Annotated in this window: 9 protein-coding genes; 6 read left to right on the forward strand and 3 right to left on the reverse strand. The window is 71.6% G+C overall.

Annotation, left to right across the window (positions count from 1 at the left end; genetic code table 11):
- Positions 1-5 precede the first annotated feature (5 nt).
- Positions 6-623: a glycine zipper 2TM domain-containing protein gene (locus KIH07_RS25475; RefSeq protein ID WP_319004803.1), complete on the reverse strand. Its 618-nt coding sequence runs from the start codon at positions 621-623 to the stop codon at positions 6-8.
- Between the two features lie 218 nt (positions 624-841).
- Here KIH07_RS25475 and KIH07_RS12825 point away from each other — a divergent pair, with 218 nt between their 5' ends.
- From KIH07_RS12825 to KIH07_RS12845, 5 genes are all read left to right on the forward strand, one after another.
- On the forward strand, positions 842-1,081 hold the full coding sequence (locus KIH07_RS12825; RefSeq protein ID WP_226492339.1) for a hypothetical protein: 240 nt from the start codon (positions 842-844) through the stop codon (positions 1,079-1,081).
- Between the two features lie 57 nt (positions 1,082-1,138).
- On the forward strand, positions 1,139-9,667 hold the full coding sequence (locus KIH07_RS12830; protein WP_226494699.1) for a GH36-type glycosyl hydrolase domain-containing protein: 8,529 nt from the start codon (positions 1,139-1,141) through the stop codon (positions 9,665-9,667).
- A 166-nt stretch (positions 9,668-9,833) separates the two neighbouring features.
- Complete coding sequence (locus KIH07_RS12835) at positions 9,834-10,553, forward strand: Crp/Fnr family transcriptional regulator (RefSeq protein ID WP_226492340.1); 720 nt, start codon at positions 9,834-9,836, stop codon at positions 10,551-10,553.
- 108 nt (positions 10,554-10,661) lie between these two features.
- Positions 10,662-10,841 (forward strand): hypothetical protein, encoded by a 180-nt coding sequence (locus KIH07_RS12840; protein WP_226492341.1) that lies wholly within the window; start codon positions 10,662-10,664, stop codon positions 10,839-10,841.
- 23 nt (positions 10,842-10,864) lie between these two features.
- The gene (locus KIH07_RS12845; protein ID WP_226492342.1) at positions 10,865-11,419 is read left to right on the forward strand and encodes a hemerythrin domain-containing protein; all 555 of its coding nucleotides are present in this window, start codon (positions 10,865-10,867) and stop codon (positions 11,417-11,419) included.
- Positions 11,420-11,578: 159 nt separating this feature from the next.
- On the opposite strand, the gene KIH07_RS12850 is transcribed toward KIH07_RS12845, so the two are convergent.
- On the reverse strand, positions 11,579-12,715 hold the full coding sequence (locus KIH07_RS12850) for an outer membrane beta-barrel protein (RefSeq protein WP_226492343.1): 1,137 nt from the start codon (positions 12,713-12,715) through the stop codon (positions 11,579-11,581).
- Between the two features lie 268 nt (positions 12,716-12,983).
- Between KIH07_RS12850 and KIH07_RS12855 the strand changes: the two genes are divergently transcribed.
- A complete protein-coding gene (locus tag KIH07_RS12855; protein ID WP_226492344.1) occupies positions 12,984-13,685 on the forward strand; it encodes a Crp/Fnr family transcriptional regulator in 702 nt (233 codons plus the stop codon).
- 128 nt (positions 13,686-13,813) lie between these two features.
- Here KIH07_RS12855 and KIH07_RS12860 read toward each other — a convergent pair whose 3' ends face one another.
- Positions 13,814-14,029 carry a CsbD family protein gene (locus tag KIH07_RS12860; RefSeq protein WP_068172959.1) on the reverse strand — a complete coding sequence of 72 codons (216 nt, stop codon included), beginning with the start codon at positions 14,027-14,029 and terminating at the stop codon, positions 13,814-13,816.
- Positions 14,030-14,192: the final 163 nt, after the last annotated feature.

The raw sequence follows: 14,192 nt of genomic DNA on the forward strand, positions 1-14,192 counted from the left end.
GGGCTCTACTCCCTCGGCTCGCCGTTGCCGTTGACGGTGAGGCTGCGTCCGGGGGGCGAGAGCATCTGCGCGCGGTGCGTGATGCCGCGGAAGCGGTAGGTCACGTCCCAGTAGGCGGGTTCGCTCTGGCTGTTGACGGTGCTGCAGCGCTGCACCTCCTGCGTGCTCACCGGGTTGCCGTAGCGGTCGCGGCCGACCTGGGAGCCGATGGCCGCGCCCGCCACCACGCCACCGGCGGTGGCCAGGTCCCGGCCGCTGCCGCCACCGATCTGGTGCCCGATCACCCCGCCGATGACCGCACCGACGATCGCGCCACCGACGTTGGCCGCGGGGCGCTGCGGCACCTGTTCACGTTCCATCCAGCAGCGCTGCTCGGTCTGGCCCATGACGGCGCGGACCGACAGCACCTCGGCCTCGTACAGGGTCTCGTTCTGGCGGCGGCGGTAGTCGCGCCGCTGTTCGCGCTGGCTGGGGTAGGTCTGCACCTGCACCGGTTCTTGCGCCATGGGTTGTTGCTCGTACACCGGGTAGGGCACGGCGCAGCCGGCCAGGCCCAGCGTGGCGGCGGCTGCCAGCCAGACAGCGGTCTGGCGCAGCGTGAAGAGGGGGGTGGGGTATGACATGGGGAATCCTTTGCGTGAGAGGAAGCGTTGTGGGTCGGGCTTCAGGATGGCCCCCGGACCCGGGGCCGTCTGTACGCTGACGAACACCCGGGCGCGCAGGTGGTGCTGGCGGATCGGTCTGTTCGTCAACGTACAGACGCATGGCGGCCCCGCCGGTACAAGGGGTGACGCGGGGCGCTGCCTGGCAATCCCCCACCCCCCCGATCCTGGAGAAGATCATGTCAACCCATTCAATGGCCCCCCACTGGGCCACCTCGTCGTTGGGCCACCCGGCGGACATTTCGGCGCTGGAGCGCTCGGCGCTCAGCGACCACCTGGCCCACTGCGGCGCCCAGCGCGGGCGGCTGCAGGTGTTGTGGAGCGGGGCCGACGAGCTCCAGGGCATCCTGGCCGGGCGCGTGATCACGTCGGCCGTGGTGCTCACGCTGCTGTTCGGTGGCTCCTGGCTCATGCTGTAAGTGGTTGCCACCAGCTTGCAGGCGCAATGGGCCTGGGTTCCACCGAAGATCGAGCGCATGCTTGACGCGGCGCGCGGCGTCGCACTCGAACCGATCCGCTCCGAGCTCTTTGGCGTGGCCCGCTTCGAGCAACACGGCCGCAGCCTGGGCGAGTCGCACCGGGCCGGGCGCGCGGGCTTCGGCCAGGCCACCTTCTACCCGCGCCTGCAGAGCAACATCCGCAGCCTGCGGGCGGCCTACCAGTACATCGCGCACGAGGCCCACGAAGGGCACGACATCAGCCCCGCGGCCGAATGGCTGTTTGACAACTTCCACCTGATCGAAAGCCAGCTGCGGGAAATCCGCGAAGGCCTGCCGGCGCGCTACTACCGTTCGCTGCCGGTGCTGCAGGACGCCCCGCTGGTGGGACTGCCGCGTATCTACGGCGTGGCCTGGGCCTTTGTCGCGCACACCGACAGCGCCTTCGACGAAACCCTGCTGAGCCACTTTCTGGACGCCTACCAGGACTCGCGCGAACTCAGCCAGGGCGAGCTGTGGGCGCTGCCCACCACGCTGCGGGTGGTGCTGGTGGAAAACCTGCGCCGCCTGGCCGACCGCATCGCCAGCCACAAGGCCGCGCGCGACCTCGCCGGCCTGTGTGCCAGCCGCATCGGCGAGCTCTCGCTGGGGGCGGTCACGTCGATGCGCGAGCTCATGGAGCAGCGGGGCGTGGGCGATGTCTTTCTGTCGCACCTGGCGCAGAGCCTGGTGGGGCACGCCACCGCCGCCAGCGACTCGCCCCTGGCGCAGGTGCGCCGCTGGCTGCAGGACGTGGTGCCCGACCTGGCCGCGCTGCAGGCCCAGCACCACGCCGCCCAGGCCGCCGACCACCTGAGCGTGGGCAACGCCGTGACCGCGCTGCGCCTGATCGGCGCGGCCGACTGGCCCGACATCGTGGCGCGCACCAGCCGCGTGGTCCGCGTGATGCTGCGCTCGCCGGTGTTCAAGGCCGAGGACGACGCCACGCGCGACAGCACGCTGCACGGCATCGAGCGCCTGTCCACCCTGAGCGGGCAGGGCGAGGCCGCCGTGGCCCAGGTGCTGCTGGTGCTGATGGACGGCGCCAGCGGCCCCGCCGCGCTGGCCGGCCACTGGCTGCGCGGCGAAGGCCGCGCCACGCTGGAACAGTCTCTCGGCCTCAAGCACCGGGTGGCGGGCCTGTGGCGCGCGTTCAGCGGGTTCTCGCGCACGCCCGCCTACCTGGGCGCCATGGGGGTGGGCACGCTGCTGCTGGTGGCCTGGCTGCTGCACCGGCCCGACTGGCTGGCCGCGGGCGGGCCGGCCCAGCTCGGCAGCGTGCTGGTGGGCCTGGTGATGCTGCTGCCCGCGTCCGAGGCCGTGGTGGCCGTGCTCAACCGCCTGATCGGCGAATCGGTGAAACCCGCGCACCTGCCGCGCCTGCTGCTGGCCGATGGCATCCCGCCGCAGGCCCGTGTGATGGTGGTGGTGCCGGCCCTGTTGAACCACCCGGCCGGCATCGCGCAGACGGTGCACCGGCTGCAGCTGCACCACCTGGCCAACCCCGAAACCAACGCCCAGTTCGCCCTGCTCAGCGACTGGTGCGATGCCGACACCGAACACCGGCCCGAAGACCAGGCCCTGCTGTCGTACGCGCAAGACCAGCTCGCCGCGCTCAACACGCGCCACCCGGTGGCGCCGGGCCGCCCGCCGCGTTTCCTGCTGCTGCACCGCGCGCGCAGCCCGAGCACCACGCAAGGCCAGTGGCTGGGCTGGGAGCGCAAGCGCGGCAAACTGGAGCAGCTGGTGGCCGCGCTGGCCACCGGAGCGCCCGGGCCCTTCTTCGAGCTCGGTGAACTCTCGTGCATGGCGCCGCACACGCGCTACATCTTCACGCTCGACAGCGACACCCAACTGCCGCCGGGCCGCCTGCGCACCCTGGTGGGCGTGGCCGAACACCCGGACAACCAGCCCCGGCTGGACGCCAGCGGGCGGCGCGTGCTGCAGGGCTACGGCATCCTGCAGCCGCGCGTGGTGCCGCCGCTGGCGGGGGAGGGCGTGCGCACCGCCTGGCAATGGCTGTTCGACGGCCAGGCCGGCATCGACCCCTACAGCGCCATGAGCTCGGACGTGTACCAGGACCTGTTTGGCGAAGGCAGCTTCACCGGCAAGGGGCTGCTGCACGTGGCCACGCTGCACGCCGTGCTGGGCCAGCGCCTGCCGACCGAGCAGGTGCTCAGCCACGACCTGCTCGAAGGTGCCCTGGTGCGCTGCGCCGTGGTGACCGACGTGACCCTGATCGAGCCCGAGCCCGACCACGCCGACGCCGCCGCCTCGCGCCTGCACCGCTGGGCCCGCGGCGACTGGCAGCTGCTGCCCTTCCTGCTGCGGTCCCGCCAGTGGCCGCTGGGCACCATCAACCGCTGGAAGCTGTTTGACAACCTGCGCCGCTCGCTGGTGGCGCCGGCCTGCCTGCTGCTCGTCGGCCTGGCCATGGCGGGCCTGGGCCTGTCGCTGCCCGCCGCGTTGGCGCTGACCGTGGCCGCCTACACCGCCGGCCCGCTCATGGGCGCGCTGGCGGGCTGGGTGCCGCGCCACTGGCGCCTTCTGGGCCAGCGGTATGCGGTCGCCGCGTCGCAGGACCTGCTGCGCGCGTTGGGTGGCGGGCTCTGGCACCTGGCGCTGCTGCCGCAGCAGGCGGTGCTCGCGCTCGACGCCGTGCTGCGAACCCTGCACCGCCTGCTGGTGAGCCGGCGCCACCTGCTCGAATGGACCACCGCCGAAGCGGCCCAGGCCGGCCTGGGCACCGGCCTGCTGCCCACCCTGTGGCGCCACCGCGCCGAGCCGCTGGCCGCGCTCACCCTGGCGGGCCTGCTGTGGCTGTTCGTGCCGGCCCCCGGCGCGCTGGCGCTGGCCGTGCTCGGGCTGTGGGCGCTCGCGCCGCTGCTGGTGTGGCTGGGCAACACCCCGCGGGCACGCCGCCCCGCGCTGGCGGCGGCCGACCGCGAGCTGCTCGAAGGCGTGGCGCGCGACACCTGGCGCCTGTTCGAGCGCTGCGTGGACGCCGACAACCACCACCTGCCGCCCGACAACCTGCAGACCATGCCCTACGAGATGGTGGCGCACCGCACCTCGCCCACCAACATCGGCCTGTATCTGCTGAGCACCGCCTGCGCGCGCCAGTTCGGCTGGATCGGCACGCAGGACCTGCTCACCCGGCTGGAAGCCACGCTCGCCACCTTGCTGCAGATGGAGCGCCACCGCGGCCATTTTCTGAACTGGTACGACACCCGCACCCTGCAGCCGCTGCCGCCGCGCTACGTGTCCACGGTGGACAGCGGCAACCTCAGCGCGCACCTGCTCACCGTGGCCCAGGCCTGTATCGAGCTGGCCCACGAGCCACACGCCGCACAGCCCGGCGCCGAGGCGCTGCGCCTGTCGCTCCAGCGGCTGCGGCCGCGCCTGGCCCTGCTGCAGACCCTGCTGCACCGGCCCCTGGAGCAGACCGCCATCGGCCGGCTGCTGGAAACCCCCATGCCCGAGCCCTGCGAGGCCGCGGCCTGCGCCGCCTTCTTCGCGCTGCTGCAGGAAGCCAGCCACGAGCTGGGCGGCCTCACGCAGGCGCGCAACCCGGCCATCGTCAGCCACGTCACCACGCCGCAGGACGAACTGGTCTGGCTGCTGAGGGACCACCTCGCCACGCTGCACTCGGCCGGCCAGGACGCCGCCGCGATGGGCGCGGGCAGCTGCGAGCGCACCACCGGGCGCCTGCGCGAACTCGCCGCCGCGCTGGAGGCCCTGGCCTGGGCGCCGGACTTCCACTTTCTCTACAACCCCAAGCGCCACCTGCTGCACATCGGCTACCGGCTCGAAGAGCAGCAGCTCGACGCCAGCTTCTACGACCTGCTGGCCTCGGAATCGCGCAGCACCAGCCTGCTGGCCATTGCCAAGGGCGAGCTGCCGGTGCGCCACTGGGCGGCGCTGGGCCGGCCGTTTTTTGCCAGCGGGCGGCGCGCCGTGCTGCGTTCCTGGTCGGGCTCGATGTTCGAGTACCTGATGCCCTCGCTGGTGGTCGCCGAACCGCGCGGCAGCGCGCTGCGCGAAGCCGGGCGCTCGGCCTTGCAGGAGCAGATGGCTTTCGTGGACGGCACGGCCATGCCCTGGGGCATTTCCGAGAGCGCCTACGCCGGGCAGGACCACACCCTGGCCTACCAATACGCGCCGCAGGGTGTGCCGCGCCTGGCGCTGCGCCGCACCCCGGTGGCCGAACGCGTGATCGCGCCCTATGCCACCGTGCTCGCCACCCAGGTGGATCCGGCGCTGGCCTGCGACAACCTGCGGCGCCTGGACGCGCTGACCGCGCGCGGGCGCTACGGCTTTTTCGAAGCGCTGGATTACACCCCCGCGCGGCAGATCCACGGCGAACGCTTCACCGTGGTCCACACCTTCATGGCGCACCACCAGGGCATGAGTCTGGTGGCGCTGGCCAACGTGCTGCGCGGTGGCGTGGCGCAACGCTGGGGCATGGCGCATCCGCGCATGGAGGCGGTGGGCTCGCTGCTGCACGAGCGCGCGCCGCGCGAGCTGCCCGTGCTGCAGGCGCCGCTGCGGTTGCCGCTGCAGGCCCTGCAGAGCCGCACGCCGGACCACATCCGCACGCTGATCCCGGGCGCGCAGGCGCTGGAGCCCACCCACCTGCTGGGCAACGGGCGCTACAGCGTCACGCTGCGCGCCAACGGCGCGGGCTGGAGCCGCTGGGGCCAGACCGGCATCACGCGCTGGCGCGACGACGCGCTGCGCGACGCCTGCGGCAGCTTCGTCTACCTGCGCCTGGACGCGGAGGGTGCCCCGGTGTCGGTCACGCAACACCCCGCGCCCGACCCGCACGCGGTCTACAGCTGCCGCTTCCACACCGACCGCGTGTGTTTCGATGCGGTCTGGCCCGAGCTGCGGATCAACACCACGGTCTGGGTCAGCCCGGAAGACGACATCGAACTGCGCAAGGTGGTGCTGTCCAACCTGAGCGATCAGCCCATCGAGCTGGAACTGATCTCGGCCTTCGACGTGACCCTGGCCAGCCACGCCGCCGACGAGGCGCACCCGGCGTTTTCCAACCTGTTCGTCAAGACCGACTGGCTGCCCGAGCAGCAGGCGCTGCGCTGCGTGCGCGCGCCGCGCCTGGTGACTGAAAGCGCGATGCAGGCCGCGCATTTCGTGGCCGACACCGAGGGCGAGGTGCTGGGGCTGCGCTGCCAGACCGACCGCCTGCGCTGGCTCGGCCGCCACCACACGGCGGGCCAGCCGCTGGCGCAGATGGACCCGGTGCCGCTGGAGGCCGGCGCGCTCGAAACCGGCCTGGACCCGGTGGCCGCGCTCGGGGTGCGGCTGCGCATCGCGCCGGGCGCGCAGGCCATCGTGACCTTTGCCACCGCCGCCAGCGACGATGCGGCCACGCTGCGCGCCGTGATCGACAAGTACCGCCAGCCCAGCTACGTGGCGCGTTCCTCGGTGATGTCGGCCACGCTGGCCGGCATCTCGGCGGTGCCGCACCGCCCGCGCACCGACTACCTGCCCGCGCTGCACGCCCTGACCACCGCCCTGGTGCTGACGCTGCCCAGGATCGACCCGCCGCTGCCCGGCCTCGCGAACGCGCCGCCGCATGGCAGCGACCGGCGCCTGCTCTGGCCGCTGGCGATCTCGGGCGACCGGCCGCTGCTGCTGGTGCACGCCGGGGCGCCGCAGGGGCTGGGCCTGCTGCGCGTGCTGGCGCAGGTGCTGCGCGAGTGGTCGCGCGCCGGTGTGGCCTGCGATGTGGTGGTGCTCAGCCACGAGGCGCACTCGTACCACATGCCGCTGCAGCGCGAGCTCACCCTGCTGCTCGAACAGCACGCGGCCGACCTGCAGACCCGCCCCGGCCCGGCCGTGACCGGCCTGCACCTGCTGCGGGCCGACGAACTCTCCACCGAACAGATCGGCACGCTGCGCCACCTGGCGCGCGTGCAGCTGCAGGCCGACGGCCAGGCCCTGCTGCATCAGGTGCGCGGCTGGTGCGACTGCCACGAAACGCCGGTGGCGCGCCCCTGGCGCGGTGAGCCCGCGGTGCCGGACCCGGTGCCGCTGCGCCTGGGCGAAACCGCGGCCGCACCGGCCGAGGGCGTGTTCGCGCATGACATCGGCGCCTTCGCCTTCGAGGCGAGCGCCACGCAGACACCGCCGCGGCCCTGGTGCAACGTGCTGGCCAACCCCGGCTTCGGCGCGCTGGTCTCCGAAAGCGGTGGCGGCAACACCTGGGCGGGCAACAGCCGCCTGAACCAGCTCACCGCCTGGGCCAACGACCCGGTCGGAGACCCACCGTCCGAGTGTTTCCTGCTGCAGGATCGCCGCACGCGCGAGGTCTGGAGCGTGGCCCCCTCGGCCTGGGCGGCCGAGGGCATCGGCTACCAGGTGGTGCACGGCCAGGGGCTCACCACCATCAGCCACCGGCGTGGTGCGCTGGCCGTGTCGGTCAGCTGGTGTGTCGACCCCGACACCGCGGTCAAGCAGGTGCGCATCCGGCTGGCCAACCACGGCAACGGCAAGGCCCACCTGCGCATCACCGGCCTGGTGGAGTGGATGATGGGCGAGAAGCGCAGCGACCGCGGCAGCCTGCTCTGCAAGCCGTATTTCGTGAGCCCGCCCGGCGCCGGCCTGATCGGGCTGCTCTGCACCCAGACCGAGGCGGCGGGAGGTTTCGGCGAGGGCACCGCCTTCTTCTGCGAGTCGCACGAGGGCGTGGACGACCCCGAGGGCATGGACTGGACCTGCGACCGCCGCGCCTTCTTCGACCGCCGGGGCCAGCTGGTGCTGCCGCAGCGCCTGGGGCAGCGCAGCGGCTTCGGGCTGGACCCGTGTGCGGCGCTGTCGCGGCCGGTCACGCTGCGCCCCGGCGCGTCGCTCGATCAGGTCTTTCTGATCGGCTACGCTCCCAGCCCCGAGGCGGCGCGCACCCTCATGCGCCAGGCCACCGCCAGCAACGCCCGCGAGCGCGAGCGCCGCACTTCGGCGCGCTGGGACGCGCTGCTGGGCACGACCCAGGTGGCCACGCCCGACCCGCTGTTCGACACCCTGGTCAACCACTGGCTGCTCTACCAGACCGTGTCCTCGCGCCTGTGGGCCAAGGCCGGTTTCTACCAGGCCGGCGGCGCCACCGGCTACCGCGACCAGTTGCAGGACGCGATGGCCCTGGTGGGGGCCGACCCGGCCATCTTGCGCGCGCAGATCGTGCTCTGCGCCTCGCGCCAGTTTGGGGCCGGCGACGTGCAGCACTGGTGGCACGCGCCGGGCGGCGCCGGCGTGCGTACGCATTTTTCAGACGACCTGCTGTGGCTGCCCTACGCCACCACGCACTACCTGCAGGCCACCGGCGACACCGCCCTGCTGGACGAGACCGCGCCCTTTCTCGACGGCGCGCCCTTGCCCGAGGGCGCGGAAGACCGTTACGACACGCCCGGCATTAGCGCCGAAACCGCCAGCGTCTACGAGCACGGCGCGCGCGCCATTGACCGCAGCCTGCCGGTGGGCGCCCACGGCCTGCCGCTGATGGGCAGCGGCGACTGGAACGACGGCATGAACCGCGTCGGCAGCGAAGGGCGGGGCGAGTCGGTCTGGCTGGCCTGGTTCCTGTGCGGCATCGTGAACGACTGGCTGCCGCTGGCGCGCGCACGCGGCGAACGCGACCGGGCGCGCGCCTGGGAAGCCGCGCTGGCCGGCTGGCGCGTTGCGCTGGGCAGCGAGGCCTGGGACGGCGCCTGGTTCAAGCGCGCCTTCTTCGACGACGGCAGCCCGCTCGGCTCGGCCCTCCAGGCCGAAGCCCGCATCGACCTGATCGCCCAGGCCTGGAGCGTGCTCTCGGGCCAGACCTCGCCCGAGCGCCAGCGCCTGGCGATGGACGCGGTGGAGGCCCAGCTGGTGGACCGGGAGCACGGCCTGATCCGCCTGCTCGACCCGCCACTGCAACACGCCAGCCCCAGCGCCGGTTACATCCAGGCCTACCCGCCGGGCGTGCGCGAAAACGGCGGGCAGTACGCCCACGCCGGCGTCTGGGCGCTGATGGCCGCGGCCGCCCTGGCGCAGCGCGAGCCGGGCAACGCCGCCGCCCAGGACACGCCCTACCGCTACTTCACCTACCTGAGCCCGGCCCACCGCGCGGCGCACGCCCACTGGGGGCCGCGCTACGGCGTGGAGCCCTATGTGATGGCGGCCGACGTCTACAGCCAGCCGCCCTACGAGGGCCGCGGCGGCTGGAGCTGGTACACGGGTGCCGCGGGCTGGCTGCACCGGGCCGCGCTGGGGTCCATCCTGGGCCTGCAGATCGGCGCCGAGGACCTGTGCTTCACCCCCTGTTTGCCCACGCACTGGCCACGGGCCGAGCTGACGCTGGTGCGCAACGGTCGCCACATGCGCTTCGTGCTGGTGCGCGGCGACCCGCTGGCGGCCCTGGCCGCCTGCACCGAACCCCATGCCCGTTTGCTGGGGGTGGGCGAGCCCCTGCGCTGGACCGATCTGCCGCAAAACAGCTGTTGCGTCGTGCCGCTGCCGCCCGCCGCCTGAGCCGCGACGTGGACAACCCGCCCCTGGCCACCGCAGGGCGGCCACTGTACGTCAGCGTACAGACAGGGCCCCTGTTTGTCTGTACGCTACCGGACACACCACGCTGCCCGGCTCTCCCGCCGGGCGGGTGGGCGACGAACACAACCACACCAGGGGACTACGAACAATGGATACTGCACCGGACCAGTCGGCCAACGACTTGCTGGCCTCGATGCCCGCGCCCGAGTGGCAACGCGTGGCGCCCCTGCTGGAGGCGGTGGACCTGCCGCTGGGCCTGGTGCTGTACGAGTCGGGCAGCAAGATGAGCCACGTGTACTTCCCCACCAACGCCATCGTCTCGCTGCTGTACGTGATGGAAAACGGCGCCTCGGCCGAAATCGCGGTGGTGGGCAGGGAGGGGCTGGTGGGCATTGCGCTCTTCATGGGTGGCGAGACCACACCCAGCCGCGCCGTGGTGCAGAGCGCGGGCAAGGGCTACCGCCTGCGCGCGGCCGACATCAAGGACGAGTTCAACCGCTCCGGGCCGGTGCTGCACCTGCTGCTGCGCTACACCCAGGCGCTCATCACCCAGATGGCGCAGACGGCGGTGTGCAACCGCCACCACTCGCTGGACCAGCAGCTGTGCCGCTGGCTGTTGCTGAGCCTGGACCGCCTGAGCGGCAACGAGCTGGTGATGACGCAGGAACTGATCGCCAACATGCTCGGCGTGCGCCGCGAGGGCGTGACCGAAGCGGCGCTCAAGCTGCAGAAGCTGGGCATGATCCGCTACGCCCGCGGGCACATCACGGTGCTTGATCGCGACGCGCTCGAAGAACGCGTCTGCGAGTGTTATGCCGTGGTCAAGAACGAGTACGACCGGCTGCTGCCTCACCGCATGGCGGTGTGAGGCGGGCGCCGGGTTCGTGCGGTGTCGCACAGACGCTGCCGGGCGGCAACCCTTACAAAGACACACGGATGGGCGCGTTGTGCGCAACTCCAGTGCCAGGAACTTGCCATGATCGAACTCGCCAACAAAGTCACCACGTCCCAACCGCTCGCACCGCAGCCGCCGGACAACGCCGTGACCGGCGAAGGCACACCGCCCACAGGGCACCCGCTTCGGCCGGTGCACCCACCCACCACCACCGACACGCCGCCGGCCACGCCGGGCATGCCGCCCCCGCGGCCCGCTTGAGCGCGGCGGCCCTGGAGCCACCGATGCGGCCCAAAGCCGGCTTGCGCGCCCGCGACGCCCTCGACCAGTTGCGGCTGGACTACGAGGTGATCCGAAAACTGCTGCGCGAATACGACGGCCTGCGTCTGGTGGAAGGTTGTGCCCCCGCGCGCAAGGCCGAGATCGTGGACCGGCTGTGCGACGCGCTGAGCCTGAACGCGCAGATCGAAGAAGAGATCTTCTACCCGGTGGTGCGTCCGGTGCTGGGCTGCAATGTCCGTGCGCAGGCCGCGCTGTGGGACCACACCCCGCTGCGCCACCTGATCGCGCGGCTCGATGAAATGGACCCCGCCGACCCCGCCTACGACGGCACCGTGATCGACCTCGGCGACTGCGTGCTCGCGCGCATCGAAGAGGCCCGGGCGGTGCTGTTCGTGGAGGTGCGCGTGGTGGGGCTGGACACCGCCGCGCTGGGCGAGCAGATGGCCCGCTGGCGCCGCGCGCAGCAACAGCAGGACCTCACCCTGGTCGGCCTGCCGCAGGCCCCCGCCGTGCCGGCGCCAGGCTGGCCGCTGGACTGCCGCTTGACGCTGGCGTGAAGCCCGTCAGCGCCAGCGCCTGAGCCGTTTCGCCGCTCGCGCCTCACAAAGCCAGAGCCCAAGAGAAAGCCCGCCCCAGCGATACCGCTGGGGCGGGCTTTGGCCTTTGCGCCTGCTGCTGCCCCACAGGGCACGGCAGGCGCTCAGGAGGTCAGAGGCTCAACGGGTGCCGTTGACTTCCACTTCCACGCGGCGGTCGGGCTGCAGGCAATTGATCAACTGGGCGCGCGACTGTTTGTCGGAACAATCGCCCGCGGCGGTCACGGGCTGGCTCTCGCTCTTGCCCACGGCGCTGATCAGGGCCGGGTCCACCTTGCCGTTGCTCACGAGGTAGTTCTTGACCGAGGCGGCCCGCTCGTCGGACAGGGTCTGGTTGTAGGCGGTGGAGCCCAGGCGGTCGGTGTGGCCCTCGACGCTGATCGACTGGTAGCGGGTGCCGCCGAGCTGGTTGCTGAACTTGTCCAGTTCGGCCTTGCCTTCGGGGCGCACGGTGGCCTTGTCAAAGCCGAACAGCGTGTCGGCCGAGAAGCTCACGCGCTGGGGCGCGGGGGCCACCGCCACGGGGGCGGGCATGGGGGCCGCCGCCACCGGTGCCGGCATCGGGGCGGGCGCCACATAGACCGGGGCCGCGGCCACCTGAGCAGCGGGCGCACGGCCGAACGGGAACACCAGGCTGACCGAGACGACGTCGGTGTTGGTGCGGTGGCCGGTGGCGTTCTTCAGGCGGTAGCGCTCCAACTCGCCGCGGACCCACACCGAGGACGACATCTCGTATTGCACGCCCAGGCCGACCTTGTAGTTGGTGTCGTTGTGTTTGCTGCGCGAGGAGATGCCCGCGCCCGCGCCGGTGCCGCTGAAGCGGTCTTCGGACCAGGCGTGTTGCGCGCCCACGCGGGCCAAGGCCGAGAAGCGCTCGGTCAGCGGCATGGTGCCCACCAGATCCAGGTTCATGCCATGGACCCGGGTTTCACCGGACAGCGTGCCGAAGGGCGCGGTGTTGGTGGTGAAGCGGTTCTTGCCCAGGTCGAAATAGCCACCCTCGATGGCGAGGTTGCGGTTGAACTGGTAGCCGCCAAAGATCTTGAAAGCGGTGTCCTTTTCGTCGCTGGCGGTGCCCGAGGTGTTGACGCCGGGCAGCAGGATGCCGGTGGTGCGCGGGGCGTCGAGCTCCGTGCGCGACTGGCCCACCGAGCCACCGCCGTAGAAGTGGCTGGTGTCCTGCGCGTACGCCGACGATGCCAGGAAGGTGGCCATGCCGGCGAGGCCGAGCAGGTGGAGGACGGACTTTGATTTCATGGAGGTCTTTCTCGCGTCAGAGACGCATTTGCGCGGAGTGCACCCCCCGTTTTTAGGGCGTGGTGTGCACAGCGTCCGTGCGCTGGAATACATGTGCGCAATCGCCACAGTGCCGGCCCGAAAAGCCCTTGTGTGCGCTGGCAGACAGTCAAGCCCGTTGGCGGCGCACACACTGTTTTTCGGTTCACCGCGGACATGCCGTCCGGGGCGGATTCCATGACGCCATCCCTTTCGGCTGGCGCTGAGCCACCAAGGACAACCCACATTCATGGCACATGCCGACAACCTCCTGCTGCAACAGCTGCCGAACGCGGCGCGACGGCATCTGATCGACCAGTGCGAACCCTTCGAGCTGGTGTTGTCCGCCGAGCTCAGCGTGCGCGGCGAGCCGCTGAGTCACGCCTACTTTCCGTTGGAAGGCTTCATCTCGCTGGTGATCGACGTGGACCACTACCCGGCGCTGGAGGTGGGCATGGTGGGGCGCGAGGCCATGCTCGGTTCGGAGCTGGTGCTGGGGCTGGCGAAGACGCCGTGGCGCGCCCTGGTGCAGGGCGCGGGCAACAGCTGGCGCATCGGCGCCGAGGCCCTGCGCGCGGAGCTGGCGAGCAGCCCGGCGCTGCTGCAGGTGCTGCAGACCAGCCTGCTGGTGCGGCTGCACCAGCAGACGCTGGCCTCGGCCTGCGAGCGGTTCCACGAGATCGGCCCGCGCCTGGCGCGCTGGCTGCTGATGAGCCAGGACCGCGCCCAGGCCGACAGCTTCCACGTCACGCAGGAGTTCATGGCCTTGATGCTCGGTGTGCGCCGCGTGGGCGTGACGGTGGCCGCCGGTGAGTTTCAGAGCAGCGGTTTCATCGCCTACCACCGGGGCGAACTGACGGTGCTCAACCGCGCGGCGCTGGAGGAGCAGGCCTGCAGCTGCTACGCCGCCGACAAGCTGCTCCACACGGAGCTGACGGGGCACAAACACTAGGGTTCGCGCTTCCCTACGCTGCTCACAGCGCAGCGCAGCGCAGCCCAGGGCACCGCCGGGCCACCTTTCGACCGGCTCAGGACGGCCGGCCAGTGTCGCGCCCCACGGGGGCGAAGCGCGGCAGGGGGTTATTTCAACCAGCTGTCGTCGGCCCGGTCTTCCCAGTCCTTGAGCTGCTTTTCGGCCTCGTCCTTGGCGATGCCATAGCGCTCCTGGATCTTGCCAGCGAGCTGGTCCCGGTGGCCGGCCACGACCTGCAGGTCGTCGTCGGTCAGCTTGCCCCACTGTTGCTTGGCCCGTCCGGTGAGTTGTTTCCAGTTGCCTTGAATGGTGTCCCAGTTCATGCGATGTCCTTTGGTTGCGGGTGAACAAGGGGCGTTCACCACCCTTGGTTTTTAGGCCCAGGCGGCGCGTGCGTCTGTGCGTCGTCGCACCGTCCGTGTGCGGCAGACCCGATCGCGCAGACCGACCACCCACGCACCCGCCTTCACGTGGGACCGGGGTGGG

Origin of the sequence: Hydrogenophaga taeniospiralis, assembly GCF_020510445.1 — a bacterium.
In the GTDB taxonomy this organism is placed as follows: Bacteria; Pseudomonadota; Gammaproteobacteria; order Burkholderiales; family Burkholderiaceae_C; genus Hydrogenophaga.